Below are 25,569 nucleotides of genomic sequence, written 5' to 3' on the forward strand. Positions count from 1 at the left end.
AGGTCGACGGATGAACCTCCCCCTGGAGGCTCACCCGTGATCCTGCCCCGGCGGACGGCCCGAGGCCCGCAACACGACGCAATGGCCGGCCGTGGCAGGTGCCGGCTCGCCATGCGGTGGAACCGGACGAGGACGCGGTCACGGGCCGGGCGAAGGGCACATGGCGGCTCAGTCGCGGCCGCGGGCCCGCTTGAAGCGGACGAGGCCGTCGGACAGGTCGACGACGGGGTCCGGATAGTCGTATGCGGCACGTTCCGGCCCCCGGAGTCTCCAGGGCTCGTGCACAACCGGCGCACGGAGACCCTCGAGCTCCGGCACCCAGCGACGGACGTACACACCGTCCGGGTCGTACCGCTTGCCCTGGACCACCGGGTTGAGTACCCGGTGGGGCCGCGTGTCCGTGCCCGTCCCCGCGACCCACTGCCAGTTCAGCTGGTTGTTGGCCACGTCGCCGTCGACCAGCAGGTCCAGGAAATGACGGGCGCCGACGCGCCAGTCCACGTACAGCGTCTTGGTGAGAAAGCTCGCCGTCAGCAGCCGTCCGCGGTTGTGCATCCAGCCCTCGTGCAGCAGCTGGCGCATGGCGGCGTCGACCACCGGATAGCCGGTGCGGCCCTCCTTCCAGGCGGCGATCTCCTCCGCGGCCGAGTCCTCCGACCGCCAGTGATCGTGCCGGGTGCGGTAGTCGGCCGTGGCTGCCGCGGGCCGGGCAGCCAGTACCTGGTGGTGGAAGTCCCGCCAGGCGAGCTGCCGTACGAAGGCATCGGCGCCGGGGCCGCCCGCGGCGCGCGCCCGGTGCACGAGTTCGACGGGGGAGAGAGTGCCGAAGTGCAGGTGCGGCGAGAGCCGGGAGGTGGCGTCTCCGGGCAGGTCGTCGTGGCGGTCCGCGTAGTCCGCGAGACTGCCGCGCAGCCAGATGGCGAGCCGCCTCCGTCCCTCCTTCTCCCCTCCCGTGCTCAGTCCCTCCGAGACGCCGGCGACGTCCTTGCGGGACGGAAGCCTTTCGGAGGAGACAGCGTCCGGGACCCGCACCGTCCGGGGTGCTCCGAGCACGTCGCGCAGGCGCTCCTGCGCCCAGCGGCGGAAGTACGGGGTGAAGACGGCGTAGTGGTCCGAGCCGCTCGGTGTGACGGCGCCCGGCGCGAGCGCGGTGATCACGGTGTCGTGGACGTGCAGGCGGCGGCCCTCGGATTCCAGGGCCCGCCGCAGCCGTTCCTCGCGACGTTGGGCGTATCCGCTGACCCCCGCCGCCATGTGCACCTCGTCGGCGTCCGATTCGACGACGATCCTGCACACCTGGTCGACGACGTCTCCGGAGCGGACGACGAGACGCCCGCCGCGTTCGCGTAGCCCCGCGTCGAGATCCGTCAGGCAGTCCGCGAGGAAGGCCTCCCGGTTGGGCGCCGGGAAGCCCGCGGCATGGATGCCGTCGTCGCGCACGAACAGCGGCACCACCTGCTCGGCGGAACCTAGCGCGGCCCGCAGTGGCGGATGGTCGTGCAGCCGCAGGTCGGAGGTGAACAGGACGACCGAGACATTGGCCGCGGTACTCATGGAGTCACTCCGGGACGGATCGAGGGCACAGAACGGTGCCGTGGTGTGTTTCGGCCGGCGGGCCCATGACGGATGCGCCCCTCACCGCGCCGGCTTCGACCGTTTCCCGCGAGCCGCCATGCCCTTGGCGGCGGCCTGCGCGATGTTCTGCGCCATGCCGCCGAACACGATGGCGTGGAAGGGCGAGACGCCCCACCAGTAGACGTGGCCCAGCAGTCCGTGCGGATGGAACAGGGCCCGTTGCCGGTAGCGTGCCCGGCCGTTGCCCTCGGCCTCGGCGTACATCTCCAGCCAGGCCAGGCCCGGCAGCCTCATCTCGGCGCGAAGCCGCAGCAGACGGCCCGGTTCGATCTCCTCGACCCGCCAGAAGTCCAGCGAGTCGCCGACCCTGAGCCGTTGCGCGTCGCGACGGCCGCGGCGCAGCCCCACTCCGCCCACCAGCCGGTCCAGCCAGCCGCGCACGGCCCATGCGAGCGGGAAGGAGTACCAGCCGTTGTCGCCGCCGATGCCCTCGATGACCCGCCACAGCGCTTCCGGGGCCGCGTCGACGGTCAGCTCGCGGTGGTCGGTGTAGAGGCTGCCGCCTGCCCAGTCGGGGTCGGTGGGCAGCGGGTCGCTGGGCGCGCCGGGCACCGAGGCCGACGACCAGCGGGTGCTGACCTGGGCTTCCCGGACCCGCTGGAGGGCCAGCGCCACCGCGGCGTCGAAAGTGGCCGGCCGCCCAGGAGGGTCGGGAACATACCGTGCGATGTCGTGCTCCCGGCAGACGACCTCGAGGCGCAGCGATTCGGTGAGCGGACGGGCGATCGAGGCAGGCACCGGGGTGACCAGCCCGACCCAGTGGCTGGAGAGCCTCGGCGTCAGTACCGGGACGGGCACGATCAGCCGACGCGGGAGTCCGGCGACCGCCGCGTACCGGTGCATCATCTCCTGGTAGGTCAGGACGTCCGGGCCGCCGATGTCGAAGGCACGGTTCACATCGTCGGGCATGCTCGCGCTGCCCACCAGATACCTCAGTACGTCCCGTACGGCGATCGGCTGGATCCGGGTGCGCACCCAGCTAGGGGTGATCATGACCGGCAGGCGTTCGGTGAGATAGCGCAGCATCTCGAAGGACGCCGAACCCGAACCGATGATGACCGCCGCCCGCAGCACCGTCGTCGGCACACCCGAGTCCAGCAGGATCCGCCCGACTTCCGCACGCGACCGCAGATGGGGCGACAGCCGCGCCTCGGGCACCCCCGCGGGTGTGAGCCCGCCCAGATAGACGATGCGCCGGACGCCGGCGGCACGGGCCTGCTCGCCGAAGACCCGTGCCGCCGTCCGGTCGGTCTCCTCGAAGCCGCGTCCGGTGCCGAGGGCATGCACCAGGTAGTACGCGACGTCCATCCCGCGCATTGCCTCACCCAGCGACTCCGGATCGGTCACATCGCCCCTCACGACCTCGGTGCTGCCCGCCCACGGATGGTCCCGCAGCTTGCCGGGGGAGCGGGCCAGACAGCGGACCCTGTGGCCCTCGGCGAGCAGTTCGGGCACCAGCCGGCCCCCGACGTAGCCGGTAGCGCCGGTCACCAGACAGCTCAGGCCGCGCGGGGCGTCATCGCGCCTCATGAAGCCGCCTCCCTCCGTCGTCGCGTTCGCCGTCACGTCGTCACCTGCTTCTGCTCCATCGTCCCCGGTGGATGCGGACACCGGCCACCGCGAGGGGCCGGCCCGCGGCCGGCTGCTCGGACCACCTCGCGGGGATCGTTCCGGGGAGGAAGCCCCGGTACGCCCGTAGCGGAGGAGGACGACGCCGTTGCCGAAGGCCCGGATCTCGGCGAGCCGGAGACCGGTCCTGGCGTCCGATGCCCCGAACAGCGGTCCGCCTTGCCCGATGAGGACCGGATGGACGTAGAGGCGGTACTCGTCGATCAGGTCGTGCCGCATGAAGGCGCGCCGAGGCCGGCGCCACCGAGCGCCAGATCCCCGCCCGGCTGTGCCTTGAGTGCCGTGATCTCCTCGACGACGACGTCCCGCATCACGGTGGTGTTCCAGCCGGCCCGCTCCAGATTACTGGAGCACACGATCTAGGGCATATCCCGCCAAATAAGGGCGAACTCTGCCACGGGTGCGCTGCTCGACGGATCGGAGTCGGCGGTCGGCCAGAACCCGGCCATGAGCTCATAGGTGATGCGCCCGTCCAGAAGGGCGCCCATCGCCCCGACCTGCTCGTTGAAGTGGCTGTGCAGCTCGTCGTCGACCATGTGCCGGTCGAGCTCGCCGCCCGGTCCCGCGATGCAGCCGTCGAGGGACACCGGCATCATCAGGACGATCTTCCTCGTCGTGGTCCCTTCCGGCGCCATCGGAAGCCGGGCTCCACCGGCCGGATCGTGCCCTTGTGCCGGGGCCGGGTCAAGGTCCACTCGGGTGGGTGCGCCGACCGGACCGTCGGGCCGGTGTGCTGAACTGTCCGGAGTCTCCACAAGAGCGCGCGAAAGAACAGGAACACCGTTGAGCAGCTACCGTCAGCCGGGCACCGTCCTCACCGACCACCGTTTCACCGTCCCGCTCGACCACTCCGACCCCTCGGGTGAGCGGATCGAGCTCTACGCCCGTGAGGTCGTCGCAGGCGCCAAGGCCGGTGCCGATCTGCCCTGGCTGGTGTATCTGGAGGGCGGCCCCGGCTGCGGCGCACGGCGCTTCGTCGGCAAGCAGGCCTGGCTGGGGCGCGCCCTTCAGGACTACCGGGTGCTGCTGCTGGACCAGCGTGGCACCGGCCTCTCCACCCCCGCCAACCGGCAGACCCTGGCGCTGCGCGGCGGTCCGCAGGAGCAGGCCGACTACCTCGCGCACTTCCGTGCAGACAGCATCGTCCGCGACTGCGAGCTCATCCGGAAGCAGCTGACCGGCGGCGCCCCCTGGACCGTACTCGGCCAGAGCTTCGGCGGCTTCTGCGCCACCCACTATCTGTCCACGGCTCCCGAGGGTCTGCACACCGTCCTGATCACCGGCGGCCTGCCCTCGCTCGACGCGAGCGCCGAGGACGTCTACCGCGCCGCGTATCCGCGCATCGAGCGCAAGAACGCCGCCCACTACGCCCGGTACCCGCAGGACGTCGAGCGCGCCCGCCGTATCGCCGAGCACCTGGCCGAGCACCGGCCCGTGCTGCCCAGCGGTTACACGCTGACCCCGCAGGCGTTCCAGTCCCTCGGGCTCATGCTGGGCACGGGCGACGGCAGCCACCAGCTGCACTACCTGCTGGAGAACGCCTTCGTCCGTACGCCCGCCGGCCATGTGCTGTCCGACACCTTCCAGGAAGCGGTGCACGCCGCGCTCTCCTTCGCGGCTCGCCCCCTCTACGCGGTCCTGCACGAGCCGATCTACGCCCAGGGCACGCGGCCCACCGCTTGGGCCGCCGACCGGGTACGCGACGAATTCCCGCAGTTCGACGCCGGCAAGGCGCTCGCCGCGGACGCTCCGCTGCTGTTCACCGGTGAGACCATCCACCCCTGGCACTTTGAGACCGACCCGGCGCTGCGCCCGCTGCGCCGGACCGCCGAGCTCCTCGCCGCCCGTACCGACTGGTCCCCGCTGTACGACGCGAACCGGCTCGCCGCCAACGAGGTTCCGGTCGCTGCCGCCGTGTACCACGACGACATGTACGTCGAGACCGCGCACTCGCTGCAGACGGCACGCACCATCCGCGGTCTGCGCACCTGGGTCACCGACGAGTACGAGCACGACGGCCTGCGGGCGAGCGGCGGCCGCGTGCTGGACCGGCTGCTCGCGCTGGTACGCGACGAGGCGTGAGCGCGGCGCGGGCGGACGGAGGGTCAGCGCTCCGAGGCGTACGACACGAAGTCCGCCCACGCACGCGGCGCGAACGCGAGCTGTGGGCCCTCCTTGTCCTTGGAGTCGCGGACGTGCACGGTGCCGGGGGTGGCTGCGGTCTCGACATGCGACACCTGCGACCGCGCCTTCCGCGCCCCGGAACCAGGGCACTGCCGTGACTGTGCACCCGCGACGGGGACCATGAATGCCGCCTGATGCGCGGCGAAGTCCGAATCGGAGATCAAGCTGTGCTCTCGGGCGGAAACTCGGTTGCGAAGAGCTTGAGCACCGTGGCGAAGATGCCTGCATGAGCCGAGAGACGGACGAGGTGCGCGAAGCGATCGCATGCGAGCTGCGTCTGATGGACCCCGGTGTGCGTACGTCACGCACGCTTGCCCGGCAGCTGCTGGACCCGTCCTTTGTAGAGGTCGGCGCTTCGGGTCGGCGGTGGACATATGAGGAGATGCTTGCCGAGCTGCCCGAGATGGACGGCTCGGAAGAAAGCAGTCCGCGCTATGAGCCCTCAAAATTCACGGGCGTCCTGCTGGCACCCGGGCTGGTGCATCTCACCTACGAGACCACGATCGGTGGGAACCGGGCACGGCGGAGTTCGCTCTGGCGTAAGCAGGATCCAGGCTCGACATGGCGGATGTACTACCACCAGGCCACACCCATCCCGCCCGAGGACCTGTAACGGTGGGAGACCCTTCAGAGGGTCGCTCCAGCGCTTGCCCGTCGGGTCCTGGCGGGCGGTGCACCGCGAGACGCGCCGACTCCGGTGTGCATCACGCATGCATTGGTGTGGGCGAGGCTCGCCACCCCAACCGTATTCTGCGGGGCATGACGAACGATCAGCTCGAGACCATGCCCTCAGACTGGCAGCGCGCCCTCGCTGTGGTGGCCCACCCCGACGACCTCGAGTACGGCTGCGCCGCGGCCGTGGCCGCATGGACCGACGCCGGCAAAGAGGTGGCGTACGTCCTCGCCACCCGCGGGGAGGCGGGCATAGACGGGCTCGCCCCCGCCACGTGCGGGCCGCTGCGCGAGCAGGAGCAGCGGGCGAGCGCCGCCGTCGTCGGGGTGGACACGGTCGAGTTCCTGGACCACAAGGACGGCGTGATCGAGTACGGCATCGCGCTGCGCCGCGACATCGCGGCGGCGATCCGCCGGCACCGCCCGGAACTGGTCATCACCCTCAACCACCGCGACACCTGGGGCAATACGTTCTGGAACACCCCCGACCACCGCGCGGTCGGCCGGGCGACCCTGGACGCGGCGGCGGACGCCGGAAACCGCTGGATCTTCCCCGAGCTCACCGAGCAAGGCCTCGAGCCGTGGAACGGTGTGCGCTGGGTGGCCGTCGCGGGCTCCACCTCGCCCACGCACGCGGTGGACGCGGGACCCGGGTTCGAGCGTTCGGTGCGGTCTCTGCTGGAGCACCAGGCCTATATCAAGGGGTTGACCGACGAGGACCCCGAGGCGTATGTCCGCACCTTCCTGGAGGCCAACGTTCAGCGTTCCGCGGACCGCTTCGGCGGCCGTCCGGCGGTCGCCTTCGAGGTGTTCTCCCGCTGATCCGGTGAGCCCCGTCCGGCCGGCGCCGTCTCTCTGCCGCCGACACGCTGAGGGGCGTGCCGGCGTACTGTTCGGACCTGAGCCGATGAGCACGCAGCGAGCCAAGTCTGCCCAGATCGCCCTGGGTTCGCCCGGCCATCATCGCGATACGCTGTCCGCCCTGGTCGACCTGCCCGCACCCCGACAGCGGAGTTCACAGGGGGCACCCCTCGACGCCCGCGAAGCGGCATCGCGCACCGGCCGCGTCGGCTGATTCAGCAGCTGGGACGCCCCTGAGCGCCGGGCGTGCCGCACAGGCTCTCGCCCCTCACAGGGAGTCAACACCCGAACGGCGGATACGCCATGCGCCCGTATGGCCTCCCTCCTCCGCCACACTGGCGGCCGAAAGCCGCGGATCGTTCGCGGCGGAGGAGGCTGGACATGGCCATTTCGATTTCACTTACGCTGCTGCTTCTCGTTCTTGCGTGGATCTACGTGCGCAACGGCGGCCTCAAAATCTCGCACGCGTTCGTGTGCGCGATGCTCGGCTTCGCTCTCTCCGGTACGAGCATGGGGCCGACCATCCAGCAAGGGGTGGCGACCACCGCCGACGTGGTCGGCAAGCTCACTCCCTGACCGGTTGTCAGTGGGGCATGGCACCATCCCCGCATGACTCCTTCGCGACCCCGCATCACCCCGGCCCAGCGGCGCGCCCTGCTCGGCACCCGCCATCTGCTCGCCCCGGCGGCCCGGGCCGCGCGGCCCGAGGAGGTCGCCGAGGCGCTGACGGGACTGCATGCCAGCGACCCCGCCACCGTCTATCTGGCGGTCGCCGCGCGCATGGCCGAGCCCACGGTCGCGGCGCTGGACCACTCGCTGTACGAAGAGCGGTCGTTGGTGAGGATGCTGTGCATGCGGCGGACCATGTTCGTCGTCCCCATCGGAGTGGCCCCGGTGATCGAGGCCTCCGTGGCCCGTGCCGTCGCGATACGTGAGCGTACGAACCTGCTGAAGCACCTCCGTCACTCGGGCGGCTTCGACGAGGCCTGGCTGAAGGACGCCGAGGAGGCCACGCTGGCCGCTCTGGCGCGGCGGGGGGAGGCCACCGCGGCAGAACTCGCCGATGACGTACCGGTATTGCGCGAGCGCATCACGCTGAGCCCTGGCAAGCCGTACGAGACCACCCAGCGAGTCTCCAGCCGGGTCGTCGGCGTGCTGGGCGCGCAGGGCAGGATCCGGAGGTCCCGCCCGCTCGGCACCTGGGCCTCCAGCCAATTCCGCTGGACCCTCGCCGAACCACACCCCGAACTCCCCGCCGGCCCGGCCAGGGCGGAGCTCGCCCGCCGCTATCTCTCCGCGTTCGGGCCCGCCGCCACCGAGGACCTCAAGTGGTGGACCGGGTGGACGGTGACCGACACCCGCAAGGCGCTGGCCGCGGCCGGGGCGGTGGACGTCCACCTCGACGAGGGCCCCGGCCACGCACTGCCGGAACACCTTGAGGAACTCCCGGCCGGCACCGAGCCCTGGGCCGCGCTGCTGCCGGGACTCGACCCGACCGCCATGGGCTGGCGCCATCGCGACTGGTATCTCGACCCGGGCCACAAGGAAGCCCTGTTCGACCGCACCGGAAACATCGGCCCCACGGTCTGGTGGAACGGTCGGATCATCGGAGCCTGGGCCCAGCGCGAGGACGGTGAGATCGTGTGGAAGCTGCTCCAGGATGCGGGGACCGAGGCCCGTGCGGCGATCGAGTCCGAGGCCGCCCGGCTGTCCCGGTTCCTCGGGGACGTACGGGTCACACCGAGTTTCCGCACCCCGCTCGAACGGCAGCTGGCCGCCTGAGGTGAGGTGCCGGCCGGGCTCCGGGAGTACTCGACGTGAACGGTCCGGGCACCTTCACCCGCGGCCTCTCCGCCGGCCCGGCACCGCGCTTGAGGATCTCCCGCTCGCGGTCGGTCAGCCGGACATGGCCGGCACGCTCTGCTGCGCGTCGTGGCGCGGCTCGCTCAGGACGAAGGTTCGATCAGGCGGGCCGTCAGCCCGAAGACCGGACGCGCTCAGGGGCAGCACTCCGAACCGCTGAGCGGCGCGCACGAGGCGTGCCGTCGCTCGATGCCGTCGAGGGCGGGTATTCGGATGCCCATCACGCGGACGTCCGGGCCAAGATGGTGCGCCGCTGCGACGGCGGCGGCCCCGTCGGGTGCTCACGGTCGTCGGGAGGGACGCGGTCAGAGCCCGTCGATGTTGAGGAAGTCGGGGAGTTCGGCCTCCGCACCTCTCGTGGAACCCGGCAGCGGTTGCTCGGCCCAGATGACCTTGCCGTCGGGTGTGTACCGGGTACCCCACCGCTGCGCGATCTGCGCCACCAGGAACAGTCCCCGGCCTCCCTCGTCCGTCGTCGCCGCGTACCGCAAATGAGGTGCGGTACTGCTGCCGTCCGACACCTCACAGGTCAGGCTGCGGTCGCGGATCAGACGCACCCGGATCGGCGCGGAACCGTGGCGCACGGCATTGGTGACCAGCTCGCTCAGCACCAGCTCCGTGCCGAAGGCGAGAGCGCTCATGCCCCACTCGTCCAACTTCTCCATGGCGGCGGCGCGCATCGCTGCGACCGAGCTCGGATCGAACGGCACGTCCCAGTCGGCAACGCTGTCCCGGCTGAGCACCCGGGTGCGGGCGATCAGCAGTGCCACATCGTCCCGCGGGCGGGCCGGCAGAAGGGCGTCGAGGACGGCCCGGCAGCTTTCGAGCGGCGGGCGGTCGGGATGGGCGAGGGCCCGGCGGAGCAGCTCGATCCCCTCCTCGATGTCACGGCTGCGCTCTTCGACCAGACCGTCCGTGTAGAACACGAGCTGGCTGCCCTCGGACGGCTCCAGTTCGGCGGTCTCGAACGGCATCCCGCCCAGCCCAAGGGGTGGCCCAGCCGGCAGCTCCACGAATTCCACCGTGCCGTCGGGGTGGACCAGCGCGGGTGGCAGGTGTCCCGCCCGGGCCATCACGCACCGCCGGGAGACCGGATCGTAGACCGCGTACAGACAGGTGGCGCCAGCATCGCGCCGCCGGATTCGTCCTGATCACGCCCGACGAGGTCGTCGAGACGGGCGAGGAGTTCGTCGGGCGGCAGGTCGAGCGAGGAGAAGTTGTGCACCGCCGTGCGCAGACGTCCCATCGTGGCGGCCGCGTGCAGTCCATGCCCCACGACATCGCCGACGACCAGGGCGACACGGCAGCCGGAGAGAGGGATCACATCGAACCAGTCGCCGCCGACGCCGGACTTTGCGGGCAGATAGTAGTGGGCCACTTCCACGGCGCTCTGGTCGGGCAGTGCGCGGGGCAGCAGACTGCGCTGCAGGGTGACGGCCAAGGCGTGCTCGCGGGTGAAGCGACGGGCGTTGTCGATACTGACGGCGGCGCGGGCGACCAGCTCCTCGGCCAGCGACAGGTCCTCCTCGTCGAACGGCTCCGGCTTCTCCGAGCGCCAGAAATTGACCAGCCCGAGGACCGCGCCGCGAGCTTGGAGGGGGGCCGTGATGAGCGAGTGGATGCCGTACTCGACGATGCTCCGTGTCAGCAGAGGGTCCTGGGCCAGCCATCCCAGCGCTTTGGACAGATCGGGCACCAGCTGCGCCCGGCCGCTGTCGAAACCGTGTGCCTGCGGGGTGGAGGGCGCGAAGTGGATCGAGGTGTCGAGAGGATACAGCGGGTGCTCGTCGCGGATGCCGCTCACGGCGGTACGGCGCAGGTCCGCGCCGGGACCGCTCGGCTCGTCGCCCCGGAGCACGGGGGTCGCCAGGTCGACGGTGACGAAATCCGCGAAGCGTGGCACCGCCACTTCTGCCAGTTCCCTGGACGTCTGCACCACGTCCAGGGTGGTGCCGATACTCACGCCCGCGTCGTACAACAGCTTGAGGCGCTTGCGTGCCGCTTCCGCGCGACTGGTCAGCACGTTCAGTTCCGTGGAGTCACGGAGGGTGGTCACGGTGCCGTCAGGGCCGCCATGGGGGGTGGTGGGGCGCTGGTTCACCACCAGCAGCCGGTCACCGGCCGGATGGACCTCGTCCGTGGCCACTCGGCCGGACAGCAGCAGTTCGGCGAGGCCGCGGTCGATTTCGGGCAACTGGTCGATCTGCCGCCCCTCGGCGTCGCTGGGCAGTTGCAGCAGATGCCGGGCTTCGTCGTTCGCCAGCAGCAGCCGCTGGTCCTCGCCGCCGATGATCAGCACGCCCTCGCGGACAGCGTGCAGCACCGCATCGTGGTGCTCGTACATCCTGGTCATCTCGGCCGGGCCGAGGCCGTGGGTCTGCCTCCGCAGCCGCCGGGTGACCAGCGCCGTGCCCGCGGTGGCCACACCGAGCGCGGCAGCGCTGACCCCCAGGATGACGGGCAGTTGTCGTTCGACCACTCCGGTGACGTTCCGTACCTTGAGACCGGCCGACACGAGGCCGACCACCCGCCCGTCGGAGGCCTTGACGGGGACGATGGCCTGTACCTCCTTGCCGAGCGGCCCCTGGACGCTCTCGGTGTGGACACGACCGGCGAGCGAAGGCCCGATGGTGCCCACGAACCGTTTGCCGATCAGTTCCGGCTTGGGGTGCGAATAGCGGATCCCCTTCGTGTTCATCACCACGATGAAGTCGACGTCGGCGTCTTTCCGGGTCTCCTCGGCGAGCGGCTGAAGGATCTTCGAAGGGTTCGGGGACTTCAGCGCCTGCTGGAGTCCGAGTGAGTGTGCGAAAGTCTGCGCGACGGCGATCGACCGGGTCCGGGCCTCACGGTCGATGTCGTGCCGGGACTGCAACACCAGCGCCAGCACCGCACCAGCGGCGAGCAGCACCACGATCGCCACCTGCAGAACGAAGACCTGCTCGGCGACGCTGCGTGGGCGCCTTTTGGTCAATGACCACTCCGACGTACCCGGCACGGATGGGGACGATTGATCACATTCACATTTGTAACACCGAAGGACTCCGGGGGCGTCGCGTCATGGTCACCGAGCCGATACGTCACCTGTCCGGATCCCTGTGCGTCTCGGAGTCGGCCCATCGAGGCGGCAGCCGATAGTCCGTGGCCTTGCGTGTTCAACGGCATGGTGGCGGTGCGCGACCGAGACCGACCACGAGGACGGGGCGTGCCCGGGGCCGGTCCGGCCCCGGGCGGCGACCGTCACATGAACTCGGGCACCTCGCCCGCCGTCGTCTTCGGGTCGATCACGGCGAATGCCGCACCCTGCGGGTCGACCACCGCCGCGAACCGGCCGAACGGGCTGTCCATCGGGCCGAACACCAGCTTTCCGCCGAGTTTGGTGGACTTCTCCACGGCGATGTCGCAGTTGTCGACCGTGAAGTAGACCTGGATGTACGGCGGGATCTCGGGCGGGAATTCGCCGGTCATCGGCATCCGGCCCATGACCGACTCCCCGCCGATGTGGAAGGTCTTGTAGTCCATCTGCTCGTCCGCCATCTTCTTCGCGGTGTACGGGAAGACGGCGGGGAAGAATGCGTCCGTCTTCGCGACATCGCGGGTGAAGACCTCGGCCCAGGCGAACGAGCCGGTCTCGCCCTGCTTCTCGAAGCCCTTGTGGGTGCCTGCCTGCCACACGCCGAAGAGGACACCGCTGGGGTCGCGGCCGATCACCATGGTGCCGAAGTCGCCGATCTGCATCGGCCCCATCACCACCTCGCCGCCGTTGTCGCGGATCTTCCCGGCGGCGGCGGCCGCGTCCGGCGACGCGAGGTAGAGCATCCAGGCCGACGGGGCTTCCTGGCCCTCCGGGCCGGGCATCGGCGGCACGACCGCGGCGACGGCCTTGCCGCCCGAGTAGGCCTGCGTGTAGTTGCCGAACTCCGATGCGGCCTCGCCGAAGGTCCAGCCGAGCACTTCACCGTAGAAGTGCTTCGCGCCCTCCACGTCCTTGAACATCGCATCGACCCAGCACGGGGTGCCCTCTGGTAGTGCTGCCATGGCCTTGCTCTCCTCTGAGGGGGAAATGTACGGCTTGCCACGCTAGTCACGGAACCGCCCCTCCGCGCGACAAAGGAATCGAACATATGGTCAATTCTTTTTGGGGCTTTTCGTCTTCAGCCCCAGGAGAACACGCCGATCCCATTGGGCACAGCACGCTCGGCTCCGCCGGAGGGATGGTTGACGACACCGAGCGCGGTAACGCCCGGGAGACGGGCCACCAGAGTGGACGACCCTCCGCCGTCCAGACTGAACGCATCGCGTGACCCGAGGCTCCGCATCACCTGCGCCAGCTCGGCGAGCGTCAGACCGGTGCGGTACGCCGGACCGCCGTCCAACGCGAGCAGCAGCCGTCGGCCGCCGTTCGCGATGCCCACCCCGATCACGTCCCGCGTGATCGTCCTCGGCGGGAGCGCCGGCCCGAAGCGCCGGCCGTCCGGGACGGCCGCCTTCAGGACACGCCCGCCCGCGATCGCCGGGCCCACCGGGGCACCGGTCGCCTTGATGCCCGGGTGCTGGGTCTCCGTGATGTTGAAGAAGTCGCCGTCGACGGCGCCCACGGCGCCCCTCGCACGGGCCATCGCGGACACCCGGGCCCTGGCCCCGACCGCGCCCGGGTACAGCAGATCCACCGACACCTTCGGGTTGCGCAGATCGACCGAGAGCAGATGCCCGTGTGCCCGTCCCAGGGACGCCGCGATGTCGAATTCCCGGTACTCCACGCCCGGCGCGGTGCGCAGCGGTACGCTGAGACGGAGCCCGGTCTCCGCGCCGTCGGCCGGCGCGCTCCCGCGAGCCCCGCACCGGCCAGCGCGCACATGGCCGTCAGTACCGTCAGTGCCGCACGTACCCGATTGCCGCCACGCTTCACGGTCCCCCTAGCGTCTCCCCAACTCTCCCAGCGCGGCAGGGAACTTCACCAGAGCGCGCGGCGGCCGGACGGTCACTGCTCGCCGAGCAGCCGGGAACGGATCAGGAAACGCACCCCCTCGGGGGCCTCCAGGGAGAAACCGCTGCCGCGGCCTTCCACCACATCGACGGTCAGCCGCGTGTGGCACCACACCTCGTACTGGCTCGCCGAGATCCAGAAGGGCACCGGCTCCTCGACACCCTCGACGGTCAGGGACTCTAACAAGACGTCAGATCCGCCGGTGCGGAACTCGCCGTCCGGATAGCACATCGGGGCGCTGCCGTCGCAGCAGCCGCCCGACTGGTGGAACATCAGCGGCCCGTGAGCCTCCCGCAGCCGCCGCACCAGACCGGCGGCCGCAGGGGTCAGCTCCACGCGCGGTACACGCTGCGTCACTATGCCTCCCGGAAGCCGAGTTTCTCGGAGGAGCGGCTGACCGGCAGTCTCTTCGTCTCGTGTTCGTACACGTGTCGCCCCTCTCCAGGCCGGCGAAACAAATGTGGTCCCCCGGGCCGCCCGCGATCCGGCCCGGACCAGTGACTCAGCCAACTCCCTGTGAGGTTGCGAGGGGGTTGCGAGCGCACAGAGCTCAGCCGCCGCGCGACTGAAACCAGGTGTCGTGACGGACGGACTTCATGCACACTGCGCGGATGAATACGGGCACCGGCCGGCCACCGCAGGAGAGGGCCTTGCGCCATGTCGCAGCTCTGTCCCAGGGAGGGCAGCTCGGCTCTGGGTTGCGGCTGACGATGAACTTCCATCCCGACCGCATGGCGGGCGACCGGCCGATCCTGGTCAGGATGGCCGAAGACGGTGTCTACCGGTCGCAGTTCGTGACGGGCACCAGCAACGGCGGTCTGACAGTTCACCCGGACGGGGATCGGTGGCACTGGGAGAGCCGTATTTTCGGCGGCGCCTACGACCATGCCGCCGCCGACGAGCGCCCCGTCTATGGAGCGCTGAACTTCCGGCGCGATCCCGCCGGAGGGGCCCCGCGATTCGGCTCCTCGTACTTCAGGCTCAACGCCGAAACCCTCGCGCGCGCCACCTTCTGCTGACCAGCACGCACAGCTGCTGAAGGTCACGGCAGTGGTCCCCGCGACTCAGGCTGCTGCCCGGGCGAGCCGACGGGCGCTCACGGCGTGTCCTCCACCGTGACCCCGTGCTGGAACGCGACATGGTTCTTGATCCGGCGCGCGAGGGGACTCGGGTGCGGGTAGTACCAGGCTGCGTCCGGATTGGTTCGACCGCTCACGGTGATGGTGCAGTACCGGGCGATCCCCTTCCAGAAGCAGAGCGACTTCGTGGAACTCGCCGTGAAGTACCGGCGGTTCAGCGTCTCGGGCGGGAAATAGTGGTTGCCCTCGACGATCACTGTGCGGGGGGCCTCCGCGATCACGGTTCCGTTCCAGACAGCCCGCGGCATGGCTTTGCTCCTCATAGTGAGCGTGGGCCGTGTCGCCCGTTCTCGGACCCGGCGAAGATACGGCAGATGTCGGCATCGGTGCAGTCGGCCGGGTCGGTCGCGGAGGCCCGCTCCGCGAGCGCGTTCAGGGCGGCGCGGGTGGCGCGCAGCTCGGCCAGTCGCCGGTCGATGTCGGCGAGATGCCGGTCGACGAGCGTCGTGACGTGTTCGCAGGGGGATGTCCCGGCATCACGAAGGGCGAGGACGGAGCGGATCTCGGCGAGGGTGAGCCCGGACCCCTGCGCTTCGCGGATGAACGCCAGCCGTCTTGTGGTCCGCTCCGGATAGTCGCGGTAGCCGCCCGGGGTGCGGGGCGGGACGGGCAGAAGACCGGCCTGCTCGTAGTAGCGGATGGTCCTGGTGGTCAGCCCGCTGGACGCGGCGAGGTCGCCGATGCGCATGTCCTCAGGGTAGCCCTTGACCTTCCAGTGCACTGGAAGGTCTACCGTCCTGGAACAGGCGGAGAAACAAGGAGGACCCCACGATGCGGATCACGGTGTTGACCGTTCCGGACTGCCCGAACGCCACGCTCGTGCACGAGAGGATCATGGCCGCGCTGGCGGGCCGTGACGTGCCGGTGGACCTCGTCGAGGTGTCCGACGAGGCCGGCGCCGCCCGGTGGGGGATGACCGGCTCGCCCACGGTCCTGCTGGACGGCGCCGATCCGTTCGCCGTCGCAGGCGCGGAGCCGAGCCTGTCCTGTCGCCTCTACCGGGACACCGACGGTGCCCTCGACGGGGCACCGGGCGTTGTGGCCCTGCGCCGGGCGCTCGCGGACGTCCCCGATTTCCTGGACCGGGCCGGCCGGGGCCGCCGGGCGCCCGCCGAACGCGGGCTGCGAGCGGTGCAGCAGGCGGTATTGCGGCACTTCGCCGAGACGGGGGCGGCGCCCGCCCTCGGCGTAGTGGACCCGGTCGCTGCCCCATACGGGCGCACGGCCCGTGAGGCACTGGCCGAGCTGGCCCGGGAGGATTTTCTGACCGTCGACGACCGCGGGCGGATCAGGGCGGCGTACCCCTTCTCCGCCGCTCCGACCGCGCACCGCGTACGAATCGACGGAGGCACGGAGGCATGGGCCATGTGCGCGATCGACGCGCTCGGCATTCCCGCGATGATCGGCCGCGATGTGGTCATCTCCTCCGCGGACCCGGTGACCGGCGAGCCGGTCATCGTCAGCACGACAGGCCGGAAGACGGTCTGGGAGCCGGCGGGCGTGGTGGTGTTCCTCGGATGCCGCACCTGCTCCGGGCCTGCGGCCTCGGTCTGCTGCGATGCGCTGAACTTCTTCGCCGACGCCGCCTCCGCCCAGGCATGGGCGGAGGCGCACCCTGATGTGGCGGGACGGAGCATCGACCAGGCCCGGGCGGAGGAGATCGGCCGGCGGATCTTCGGCCGGCTGCTGGCCGACGACTGAACCGCATCGCCACCAGCGGCGACGGTCAGCGCTGTCCCGCTCACTCATGGTCGCCGCGCGCCGGGAGCGGGCTCCGTTCCCCCTGCGGCCTGCCTCGTCTCAGCCCGCAGGGGGAGGCAACGGCCGTCCCTCAATGGCGGCCTCCATGTGCTTGTCGGTGAGGGCGCCCTCCCCGTACTTCTCCGTGAACGCCAGCACCCGCCCGAGCGGCGACGCGGGATCCGGCGGCTCCTTACTTATCACCGCGCCGAGCATGATCGCCGCGAACGCCGCCCCGACTTCCTGATGATCCGTCATATCCACCGGTTCCACCCTTGCTTCACCACTCCCGCCACTCGTCTGTGATCTCGTCGGGCTCCATGCCGTTCCGCGCGGCCAGCGCGGGGACATCGACGCCGTGCGTGACCAGCGATCCGTAGATGTACTCGAACAGATCCTCCCGGTCGACGGTGTCGAACCCGGAGCCGCCGAGTTCCGCATCCTCGTCCACGCCGTTGAGGGCCACGACCACGTGCTCGACGGCCCTGAGGACTTCGGCGTCCGAGGGCCTGTTCGGCAGCCCGGCCAACTCGGTCTCGTACCTCGCCAGCACATCGTCCACAGCCCGTATCAGCGGCTCCGGATAGAGCAGCGTCATCTCCGCGCACTCCGGATCCAGCGTTCCCGCCGCCAACTCACGGGCTTCCTCCGCGATCGCCTTGCGCCACTTCTGGGAGGGCCTTGTCGTCTTCATGCGAGGAACATACGCCCGGTCACTGACAACGCCGGCCCAGCGCGGGTGAGGGACGGGGGCCTGGGTGTGCCTTGCCGGCCGCGGGCATCCGGCAATCGTGGGAAGGCCGGCCGGCAGCTTGCGGATCATCCCGGAGCGACGCCGGTACGGCGCTGGATCCGGGCGTCGTTCGACGAGGCGAGGCACCAGTCGAGGATCGAGGGCCAGGAGCCGTAGCCCGCGTCCATGTCCAGGTGAGCCTCGCCGGCGAGGACGTCCGCAGGCAGGCCGTGAGGTTCGCCGTACGCGGCAGCGGCGCCTTCCGGGCAGTAGGGGTCGTTGTCGCTGCCGACGATCCGGGTGTACACGGAAGCGGCGGAGAATTGCGAGGCCGTCACCGGCGGCGGGGTGAACCCTGCGATCTCCGCGTGCTGTTCGAGTATGCCCGGAGACGGCGGAGCGACGAGGAGCACCCGGTCGACGGGGACCGGCACGGTGTTGCGGGCCACGGCGTGCAGCCACAGCAGACAGGCCAGGCTGTGGCAGACGACGGTGAGTCCCTGCCCGCGCAACATGCCGGGCCGAGCTCTCAGTTCGGCCAGCCACCGTTCCAGCTCGGGCTGGTCCGGGTCGGGCAGTTGGGGATAGTCGACCTCGTGCCCCAGGGCCGTGAGCCGGTCGGCCAGCCAGTGCTGCCAGTGCCCGGCGGGTCGGTGGTTCTGCCATCCGTGGAGAATCAGGAAGCCGCGCTCGATCGGGATTTCGGTCATGTTCTCTCGCAGTCAGAGGGAAGGTCCGGCCTCAGGCCGGGAGGCTCAAGGCGATTGTCGGCATGGCCGATCATGCAGGTCCAGTCAGTCTCTCGGATGGAACAGATGAGGACGGCCGGGACTGACTGGAACGGGCGACCCACCGATCTCACAGTGGGTGAACAACACAGGTGTCTACGGTGACCGGCGCAGGGCCGGCACTGTCGTGCTGCACGAGGGGCCGGCGGCCGGCTACGCGGAGTTGCGTTGTACGGTCCCCGCGGCCTCACCTGCTCAACCGTGAGACTGCCCTGGCCGTAACAACGGCACGGATCGCCCGCAACCCATGGGTGGTTTTCAGAGCACCTGACGTCCTGACCGGACGGGCTGGGAAAAGATCTGGCCTGCCACTGGCCCCGCCGTTAGGTTCGCGGGGCAGCACAGACCTTTCCCCGGGACGACAAGGATCTCCGTGACATCCATTCGTATCGCCCGCCCCGACGAACTGCCCGCCCTGGTCGAGTACCCCGGCGACGACGAGCGCAACGCCGCGACCCGGGAGTATCTCGTCCGGCTCCTCGACGGCAAGTGCACCCGCCCCGAGTGGTGCCTGGTCGCCGAGGGCGGCGACGGGCGGCTGATCGGCAGCGCGGTGCTGTGGACCATACCCGGCCACGAGGTCCCGCTGGCCGTTGTGCTGTTCGAAGCGCCGGCGGAGTCGCCGGAGACCGGGATCGCGCTGCTGGACGCAGCGGCCGCGAAGGCAGGGGAGTCGGGTGCGAACGAACTGGAGCACGTCGTCGACTCGCCCGCCCAGGCCCCGCAGTTCCAGCGGGACCCGGGGCGCCGGGGCGAGCTGCTCCGGCAGGCAGGATTCCAAGTGGTGCGCGACGGACGACGGTTCAGGCTCCAGGTCCCTGAGGAGTTGCCCGCCGACGATCCTCGGCTGAGCTTCCGCTCGCTCGCCGATCTCGGCCGCGAGCCGTTCATCGACGTACTGCAGGAGCTGCTCGCGGACACCGCGGACGCGCGCCTCGCCGCCGACGTGGAGCGGCACGGTCTGCGGCGTGCGGCAGAGCTGCTCTTCGAGGAGACGGGCGAGCTGCGGCACGAGCCCGAGTGGTGGGAGATCGGTTACGACGCGGACGGCACCCCGGCCGTGGTCAGCCTGCCCGCCGAGAGTCCCAGCGTGCCCGTGATCGGTTTCGTCGGTGTCGCGCCCGCCCATCGTGGCAAGGGGTACGCGACCTCGGTCGTCGTCCGCGGCACGCGTGTTCTCGGGGCGAACGGCGCCACCGAGATCCGTGGGGACTGCGACGCGGCCAATGAGGCGATGGCCAGGGCGTTCCGGAGGGCTGGGTACGAGAACTTCGCCGCCCGGCTGGAGTTCAGCCGGACTCTCTGATCGCCGGAGTGGGCGAGGCCGCCGCGAGCGGCAGCCTGCGGCGCCCATGTGGTAAACCGGTCCTGGGGCCCGTACGGTCGAGGCGCTCCCGTTCAGGCCGGCAGACGTAGTCGCCGGCATCTCGTCGAGATGACGAAAAGGGGGACTGCTGCGACGTGGGGGGAGCGGGTCGCGGGTGCGACGTGCAGTCCCGGCCACCGACCTGCCCGAGTTTCCGGTGACGCCCACCCTTCTCGACGGCGGACCCACCCACCGCGCCCCGAGTCTCTGACTCGCAGGCCGACGGCTTGCGCCGCGCCGCCCTGCCGCGGGCACAGCGGACGGCCGGGCCGGCCAGGACGAGGAGAACAAGAGAAACGCGGCGGACCGGAACGACTCGGTCCGCCCGTTCGTTCTTGTGCGGGATGAACAAGACGATCAGACACGCTTCGGTCCTCTGTCTGCTGATGGTGCTCGCTCTGATGATGCGAGCCACCTGGCTGCAGTTCTTCGAAGCCCAGGCACTCGCGGACAACGAACACAACCGGCGGAAGACCATCGACCAGTACGCACAGCCGCTGGGCGACATCATCGTGGCCGGTTCCCCGGTCACCGGCTCGAAGAAGACGGGCAGCGGCGATCTCGCGTACCAGCGCACGTATACGGACGGCGAGCTGTATGCGCCCGTCACCGGCTACAGATCGCAGGCATACGGAGCCACCCAGCTCGAGGGCATCTACGGTGATGTCCTCGACGGGACCGACGACCGGCTGCGGAAGCCGGCGGACGCTGTCCTGGGCCGGCACCCGAAACCCGGCGATGTGGTGACGACGATCGATCCGGCAGTGCAGAAGGCGGCGTACGAGGGGCTCGGCAGCAAGAAGGGTGCGGCCGTCGCCATCGACCCGGAGACCGGGGAGATCCTCGCGATGGCGTCCACACCTTCGTACGACCCGTCGCAGATCAGCGGGACGACGGACGGCGAGGCGTGGAAGCAGCTGACCGGGGACGAGGACCAGCCCATGCTCAATCGGGCGCTGCGGCAGACCTATCCGCCCGGCTCCACCTTCAAGCTGGTGGTCGCGGCGGCAGCGCTGGAGGACGGGATGTACGGGTCGGTCGACGAGCCGACCGACAGCCCGGATCCGTACACCCTGCCCGGCACGGCCACGGTCCTGGAGAACGAGAACCGCTCCGCGCCGTGCGAGAACGCGACCCTGCGCACCGCGCTCCAGTACTCGTGCAACAACGTCTTCGCCAAGCTGGCCGTCGACCTCGGCCAGGACAAGGTCCGCGAAACGGCGGAGAAGTTCGGCTTCAACACCGACAAGCTCGATGTGCCGGTGCGGGCCGCGAAGAGCGTCTACCCGTCCGGTATGGACAAGGCGCAGACGGCGCTGACGGGCATCGGCCAGTTCGACGTCACGGCGACGCCGCTGCAGATGGCGATGGTTCCGGCAGTGCTTGCCAACGACGGTGAGCTGAAGTCGCCGCACATGGTGTCCAAGGTGACGGACTCGTCCGGCAACACCCTGCAGAGCTTCGAGGACCCGGACACCCGGCGAGTGGTCTCCGCCTCGACGGCCGAGCAGCTGCGCAGCGCGATGGTCACGGTCGTCGAGGACGGCACCGGCACGAACGCGCGGATCGACGGCGCGGAAGTGGGCGGCAAGACCGGGACCGCGCAGCGGGGCGTCGACAACAGCAAGACGCCCTACGCCTGGTTCACCTCGTACGCCAAGGACGACGCCACCGGCAAGCAGGTCGCGGTCGCGGTGGTCGTCGAGGACTCCGCCGCCGCGCGTTCCGAGGTCAGCGGCAACGGCCTGGCGGCGCCGGTGGCTCAGAAGATGATGCGGGCAGCGCTCACGTAGTCGCCTGCGGCAGAGGCAGCGCGTCGCTTCGCGCCGAGTCGTCGGCGCGTGTGCTCCGTGTCCGGACTTCCTGGGCGGTCCGCGACTCCGTCATCGCGCCCGGCTCGCCGCGCAGATCCTCGAGCGCACGCAGGACCAGGTCCCGGGGACGGCCGGACAGCTCCGGCTGCGCCCCAGGACCTGATCGAACTGCGCGTCGTACGCGGGGTGGTCAGCGCACGCCCACCGCGCGGATGAGCTCCTGCTTCACCGAGCCGCCCCTGTCGTCGCTCGCGCCCGCCCGCAGCGAGACGGACTTCGCGCCGTCCGGGACGCGCAGCTCACCCTTCCAGGAGGCGCCGCGCGACGAGCGCAGCGCGACGTTCGTCCAGGTCGCCCCCTCGTCGTAGGAGACCTCCAGGGAGCCGCCGCCGAGGACACCGGTGTCCGGCGCGCCCTTCACGTACTCGGCGTAGATCCGTACGGGCACCCGGCTGCCGCCCCGGACGTCACCGACGAGGTCGGTGTCGAGGTCGAAGCCGAGGTTGATCAGCGGCAGGTAGGTGAACCGGTCGGCCGGGGTCTCCTTGGAGCGGATGGTCCACTCGGCGTGGCCCTTGGTGCCGAGCCGCCAGCGGGCCGGGTCGAGCGTGGTGTCGGTGACGACCTTGTAGGTGGCCTCCTGCGCGGGGGCCTTCACGGCGTTGACGCCGGAGCTCTTCCTGCGGTCGACCCGCACGCCGTCGACGTACACCTCGGTGTACTGGCTCATCGTCGGGTCGTTGTACACGTCGCCGAACCCGGTGTGGTCCGGTCCGGAGTCGCCCCAGCCGGGCGTGTTGAAGCGCAGCCAGTTGCCGGAGCGCTCCTGACCCCAGCCGAGGCCGGTGCCGAGCCACGGGTGCCAGACCGGCTTGAACCACTCCAGCTCGACCTTGCTGCCACCCCGGTAGGACGGGGTGCCGCCGCGCTGCTCGAGCGAGTTCTCCAGGTCGACGGACTCGTGCCAGCGCTGGCCGGTGCCGGTGGAGACGTACTCGGTGCGCTCGGTCGGGAAGGCGATCCACTCCTTGAAGCCGAAGCCGATCCGGAAGGTGTCGGTGATCGAGAAGCGGAACTCGCCGCCGATCTCCTTCTTGGCCGTCGGCATGTGGTACTTCGAGCGGATGGTGGCGAGTTCGTCCTCGTCGGGCCGGAAGACGAGATCCGTGCCGATGGCGCCGGGGTGTCCCTCGGAGAGGTCGTAGGTGTACGGGGTGAAGCGGGTGCCCGTCAGGTCGAGCGCCGTCCCGCGGGCCGCGGCGGCCGCGATCGTGGCGGCGTCGGCCGCGTTCACGGTGGCGACGGCGAGCGGCCGGTCCTCGCGGTCGGCGGTGCCGAACCAGGCCATCAGCCGGCCGGGCTTGTCGTCGGTGACGAACAGGGCCTTGGCGCCCGCGTCCTGGGCGGTCTGGGCGAGCTGCGTGGTGTCGGCGCCCTCGGTGCGGCGGACCAGGACCGCCTTGCCGGTGACATCCTTGCCGGCGTACTCCGCGGCGGTGCCGGTGCCCGCGTCGACGACGCCGAGACGGTGGCGGCCTTCGAGGAGGGTGGCGCCGACTTGCGGGGTGGCGCCGGTGAGCCGGACGCCGCCCGCGGCGACCTCGAGCAACGGCTTGCCGAGCCGCCAGACCGTCCGGTACTCGAAGGTGCCGGTGGCGGGCTTGGCGGTGGGCGCGGCGAAGATCGAATCGTAGCGGGGCGGGACCAGGACGGCGCCGCCGTAGGAGGCCCCGTTGGCCTTGCGGTCGAACTCCATCAGAACCTGCCGGGTCTCGGTGCGCTTCTCGACCTCGGCGCGTATCTCACGCAGCCGGCGCCCGTCGAGGGTGATCTCGCGGTCGCGGTCGAGGACGATCTCCGGATCGGTGAGGAAGCCGAGGCCGAGGGAGTCCTTGCCGTGCGAGCCGAGGACGTCGAGGAAGGTGCTGACGGTGTACGTGCCGGGCTTCAGGCGCAGCTGGACGGTGCCGGACTCGCCGACGGACGCCGGGAACGGGTCTTCGTTCGCGGCCAGCCGCTGCACCCCGAGCCAGGCGCGGGTGGGGGCGCCGTCGCGGTCCTTGACATGGACGGTGAGGTTGTAACGCTCCTCCTCCTTGACCAGGCCGAGCGCGGTGTGCGCGACGGGCGTGCCGCCGGAGGTGGCGGTGATGCGGCCGGAGCTGGTGCCGACGGGGGCCTTGGCGCCGTCGCCGGTGACGGTGGTCTGCGCGGTGCCGTGGGCCGGGACGGTGAGGGTGGTGTCGGCGAGGGCGGCGGTGCCCTCCGGCATGCCCTCGACGGCCAGGTTCAGCTCGACGGGCGCGTCGGAGGAGTTGGTGTACGTGACGGTCTTCGTCACCGGCTTGTTCGTCTCGTACGGCCAGGAGTAGAAGCCCAGGTCGGCGGAGCCGGTGGCGGTGACGTTCGCGGAGATCGCGGCAGCTACGTCGACCCGGCCCGCGCCGAGGGCGTACGAGGACGCGGTGAGCGTCTTGGAGCTGGACATGAGGGCGTTCTTGAGCTGGGCGCCGGTCCAGTCGGGGTGCCGCTCGGCGAGGAGCGCGGCAACGCCCGCGACATGCGGGGTCGCCATCGACGTACCGCTCTTGGAGGTGTAGAGGCCGCTGCCGCCGACGAGCTGGGAGCGGGCGGCGAGAATGCCGACACCGGGGGCGGAGATGTCGGGCTTGAGGGCCTGGTCGCTGTAGCGGGGGCCCTTGCTGGTGAAGTAGGCGGGGCGGTCGGCGGAGTCGACGGCGCCGACGGTGAGCGCGGAGTCGGCGGCGCCGGGTGAGCCGATGGAGCCCGGGGCGCCGGAGTTGCCGGCGGCGATGACGAAGAGGGCGCCGGTCTCGGCGGAGAGGGTGTTCACCGCCTGGGCCATGGGGTCGGTGCCGTCGCTGGCCTCGCTGGAGCCGAGGCTCATCGAGACGATCTTTGCGTCGATGTCCCGGGCGGCCCACTCCATGCCGGCGATGATCTGCGACTCGGTGCCGAAGCCCTGGTCGGTGAGGACCTTGCCGACGGCGAGGGTGGTGCCGGGGGCGACGCCCTGCTCCTTGCCCGCGGAGCCCGCGCCGCTGCCGCCGACGGTGGAGGCGACATGGGTGCCGTGGCCGTTGCGGTCGGCGACCTCCTGGCCCTCGATGAAGGACCGGGTCTCGGTGACCCGTCCGGCGAGGTCGGGGTGGGAGAGGTCGGCGCCGGTGTCGAGTACGGCGACCTTGACGTCCTTGCCGGTCAGGCCGGCCTCCCAGGCCTTGGGGGTGCCGATCTGGGCGTTGGAGTCGGCCATGGCGGCCTTGACCCGGGCGTCGAGCCAGACCTTCACGGCACCGGCCGAGCGGGCGCCGGGTCGGGCGGAGCCGGTGAACTCGCGCCAGAAGGCGGCTGGTTCGGTGGCCCGTACGGCCGCGCCGCCGATGCTGGGCAGGGCCCGGACGGTCTTGGTGCCGCGCGGGGCCACCGCGGCGGCGCGGGCACCCTTGCCGTGCGTCACGATCAGCGGCAGCTCGCCGGTGATGCCCTGCTCGACGAGGCCGGTGACGTCGAAGAGCCGCCGGTCGAGGACACCGGCCTCCAGGTAGGGCCGGGCCTCGTCGGGTATGACGGTGACCCTGCCGTTCACGGTCTCGCTGCGGACGGCTCCGGTGGCGCCCTTGGCCCGGTCGACGGTGACGGTCTTCCGGCCGCCGCCGAGGTCGGTGAGGGTGACGCGGTCACCGGTGATGAGGGTGACGGTGGTGCTCGAGCCCTGGGCCCCGGTGAAGGTGGCCGGTACGGACGCGGTGTCTGGAGCGGTATCGGACGCGGCGACGGTCTGCCCTGCCGAGAGCAGTACCAGGGAGAGCCCTGCGGCGAGCAGGGCGGCCCTTCCTCGTGCGGAAGGTCTGATCACGACGCACTCCTCGGACGCCCGGGGGAAGGGGTGGTTCCGGGCGCCGCGATGAGTCTGGGCCGTGGGAGGTGAGTTGACGCCTGTCGCGCGTGGCGGCTATGTGCCTGGCGGCCAACCGCCAGTTGACACAGCCCTGTTGACAGCCGTATGCCGGTCAGGCGTCGCAACGAGTCGGGCGGCGCGCGGATCGGGGCCGCGCGCCGGTCAGGGCGTCGGACCGAGGGCGTACTTCCGGAAGCCGCGCTTGAGCCGGCGCGCAGGGCGGCGGCCCGATTCGG

At 70.7% G+C, this 25,569-nt stretch carries 22 protein-coding genes and 2 pseudogenes; 9 read left to right on the plus strand and 15 right to left on the minus strand.

The features are described 5' to 3' along the window. Positions 1-168: 168 nt before the first annotated feature. From ABD858_RS33410 to ABD858_RS33425, 4 genes are all read right to left on the minus strand, one after another. Entirely contained in the window at positions 169-1,554 is a 1,386-nt protein-coding gene (locus ABD858_RS33410; RefSeq protein WP_345033853.1) for a cryptochrome/photolyase family protein, read from the minus strand. Between the two features lie 81 nt (positions 1,555-1,635). After that, on the minus strand, positions 1,636-3,483 hold the full coding sequence (locus ABD858_RS33415) for a DUF2867 domain-containing protein (RefSeq protein ID WP_345033850.1): 1,848 nt from the start codon (positions 3,481-3,483) through the stop codon (positions 1,636-1,638). Then, positions 3,468-3,620: a hypothetical protein gene (locus ABD858_RS33420; protein ID WP_345033849.1), complete on the minus strand. Its 153-nt coding sequence runs from the start codon at positions 3,618-3,620 to the stop codon at positions 3,468-3,470. The genes ABD858_RS33415 and ABD858_RS33420 overlap by 16 nt, the downstream gene beginning before the upstream one ends. Before the next feature lie 3 nt (positions 3,621-3,623). Next, positions 3,624-3,899, minus strand: coding sequence for a dihydrofolate reductase family protein (locus ABD858_RS33425; protein WP_345033848.1), 276 nt, complete (start codon positions 3,897-3,899; stop codon positions 3,624-3,626). 148 nt (positions 3,900-4,047) lie between these two features. Between ABD858_RS33425 and ABD858_RS33430 the strand changes: the two genes are divergently transcribed. Further along, positions 4,048-5,346, plus strand: a complete 1,299-nt coding sequence (locus ABD858_RS33430) for an alpha/beta fold hydrolase (protein ID WP_345033847.1) — start codon at positions 4,048-4,050, stop codon at positions 5,344-5,346. Between the two features lie 23 nt (positions 5,347-5,369). On the opposite strand, the gene ABD858_RS33435 is transcribed toward ABD858_RS33430, so the two are convergent. Further along, positions 5,370-5,570 (minus strand): DUF397 domain-containing protein, encoded by a 201-nt coding sequence (locus ABD858_RS33435; RefSeq protein ID WP_425586300.1) that lies wholly within the window; start codon positions 5,568-5,570, stop codon positions 5,370-5,372. A 104-nt stretch (positions 5,571-5,674) separates the two neighbouring features. On the opposite strand from ABD858_RS33435, the gene ABD858_RS33440 reads away from it, so the two are divergent. The 4 genes from ABD858_RS33440 (at position 5,675) to ABD858_RS33455 (ending at position 8,763) form a co-directional block, all read left to right on the plus strand. After that, positions 5,675-6,061 (plus strand): nuclear transport factor 2 family protein, encoded by a 387-nt coding sequence (locus ABD858_RS33440; RefSeq protein WP_345033843.1) that lies wholly within the window; start codon positions 5,675-5,677, stop codon positions 6,059-6,061. 146 nt (positions 6,062-6,207) lie between these two features. Next, positions 6,208-6,942 carry a PIG-L deacetylase family protein gene (locus tag ABD858_RS33445; protein ID WP_345033841.1) on the plus strand — a complete coding sequence of 245 codons (735 nt, stop codon included), beginning with the start codon at positions 6,208-6,210 and terminating at the stop codon, positions 6,940-6,942. Positions 6,943-7,362: 420 nt separating this feature from the next. Further along, positions 7,363-7,557, plus strand: a complete 195-nt coding sequence (locus ABD858_RS33450; RefSeq protein ID WP_345033839.1) for a hypothetical protein — start codon at positions 7,363-7,365, stop codon at positions 7,555-7,557. Positions 7,558-7,590: 33 nt separating this feature from the next. Beyond that, positions 7,591-8,763: a winged helix DNA-binding domain-containing protein gene (locus ABD858_RS33455; RefSeq protein WP_345033838.1), complete on the plus strand. Its 1,173-nt coding sequence runs from the start codon at positions 7,591-7,593 to the stop codon at positions 8,761-8,763. Positions 8,764-9,149: 386 nt separating this feature from the next. Here ABD858_RS33455 and ABD858_RS33460 read toward each other — a convergent pair. From ABD858_RS33460 to ABD858_RS33475, 4 genes and pseudogenes are all read right to left on the minus strand, one after another. Further along, positions 9,150-11,818: pseudogene (locus ABD858_RS33460) on the minus strand (SpoIIE family protein phosphatase). Between the two features lie 266 nt (positions 11,819-12,084). After that, entirely contained in the window at positions 12,085-12,882 is a 798-nt protein-coding gene (locus tag ABD858_RS33465; RefSeq protein ID WP_345033836.1) for a VOC family protein, read from the minus strand. Positions 12,883-12,998: 116 nt separating this feature from the next. Beyond that, on the minus strand, positions 12,999-13,700 hold the full coding sequence (locus ABD858_RS33470; RefSeq protein ID WP_425586294.1) for a phosphodiester glycosidase family protein: 702 nt from the start codon (positions 13,698-13,700) through the stop codon (positions 12,999-13,001). A gap of 125 nt (positions 13,701-13,825) precedes the next feature. Next, positions 13,826-14,188 carry a DUF779 domain-containing protein gene (locus tag ABD858_RS33475; RefSeq protein WP_345033835.1) on the minus strand — a complete coding sequence of 121 codons (363 nt, stop codon included), beginning with the start codon at positions 14,186-14,188 and terminating at the stop codon, positions 13,826-13,828. 353 nt (positions 14,189-14,541) lie between these two features. Between ABD858_RS33475 and ABD858_RS33480 the strand changes: the two are divergent. Next, positions 14,542-14,847 (plus strand): annotated as a pseudogene (locus tag ABD858_RS33480) (DUF3626 domain-containing protein); the annotation flags it as partial. A gap of 80 nt (positions 14,848-14,927) precedes the next feature. On the opposite strand, the gene ABD858_RS33485 reads toward ABD858_RS33480, so the two are convergent. Then, complete coding sequence (locus ABD858_RS33485; RefSeq protein ID WP_345033833.1) at positions 14,928-15,218, minus strand: DUF427 domain-containing protein; 291 nt, start codon at positions 15,216-15,218, stop codon at positions 14,928-14,930. 11 nt (positions 15,219-15,229) lie between these two features. Continuing rightward, a complete protein-coding gene (locus tag ABD858_RS33490) occupies positions 15,230-15,658 on the minus strand; it encodes a heavy metal-responsive transcriptional regulator (RefSeq protein WP_345033832.1) in 429 nt (142 codons plus the stop codon). 83 nt (positions 15,659-15,741) lie between these two features. On the opposite strand from ABD858_RS33490, the gene merB reads away from it, so the two are divergent. Beyond that, positions 15,742-16,671, plus strand: a complete 930-nt coding sequence (gene merB, locus ABD858_RS33495; protein ID WP_345033831.1) for an organomercurial lyase — start codon at positions 15,742-15,744, stop codon at positions 16,669-16,671. A 99-nt stretch (positions 16,672-16,770) separates the two neighbouring features. On the opposite strand, the gene ABD858_RS33500 is transcribed toward merB, so the two are convergent. From ABD858_RS33500 to ABD858_RS33510, 3 genes are all read right to left on the minus strand, one after another. Further along, on the minus strand, positions 16,771-16,968 hold the full coding sequence (locus ABD858_RS33500) for a hypothetical protein (protein WP_345033828.1): 198 nt from the start codon (positions 16,966-16,968) through the stop codon (positions 16,771-16,773). Positions 16,969-16,990: 22 nt separating this feature from the next. Beyond that, entirely contained in the window at positions 16,991-17,404 is a 414-nt protein-coding gene (locus tag ABD858_RS33505) for a hypothetical protein (RefSeq protein WP_345033825.1), read from the minus strand. A gap of 125 nt (positions 17,405-17,529) precedes the next feature. Beyond that, complete coding sequence (locus tag ABD858_RS33510; protein ID WP_345033823.1) at positions 17,530-18,153, minus strand: RBBP9/YdeN family alpha/beta hydrolase; 624 nt, start codon at positions 18,151-18,153, stop codon at positions 17,530-17,532. 451 nt (positions 18,154-18,604) lie between these two features. Here ABD858_RS33510 and ABD858_RS33515 point away from each other — a divergent pair, with 451 nt between their 5' ends. After that, positions 18,605-19,537 carry a GNAT family N-acetyltransferase gene (locus ABD858_RS33515; protein ID WP_345033822.1) on the plus strand — a complete coding sequence of 311 codons (933 nt, stop codon included), beginning with the start codon at positions 18,605-18,607 and terminating at the stop codon, positions 19,535-19,537. A 404-nt stretch (positions 19,538-19,941) separates the two neighbouring features. After that, entirely contained in the window at positions 19,942-21,390 is a 1,449-nt protein-coding gene (locus tag ABD858_RS33520; protein ID WP_345033820.1) for a peptidoglycan D,D-transpeptidase FtsI family protein, read from the plus strand. A gap of 211 nt (positions 21,391-21,601) precedes the next feature. On the opposite strand, the gene ABD858_RS33525 is transcribed toward ABD858_RS33520, so the two are convergent. Continuing rightward, positions 21,602-25,291 (minus strand): S8 family serine peptidase, encoded by a 3,690-nt coding sequence (locus ABD858_RS33525; protein ID WP_345033819.1) that lies wholly within the window; start codon positions 25,289-25,291, stop codon positions 21,602-21,604. Positions 25,292-25,569: the final 278 nt, after the last annotated feature.

It is taken from the genome of Streptomyces sannanensis (genome assembly GCF_039536205.1).
In the GTDB taxonomy this organism is placed as follows: domain Bacteria; phylum Actinomycetota; class Actinomycetes; order Streptomycetales; family Streptomycetaceae; genus Streptomyces; species Streptomyces sannanensis.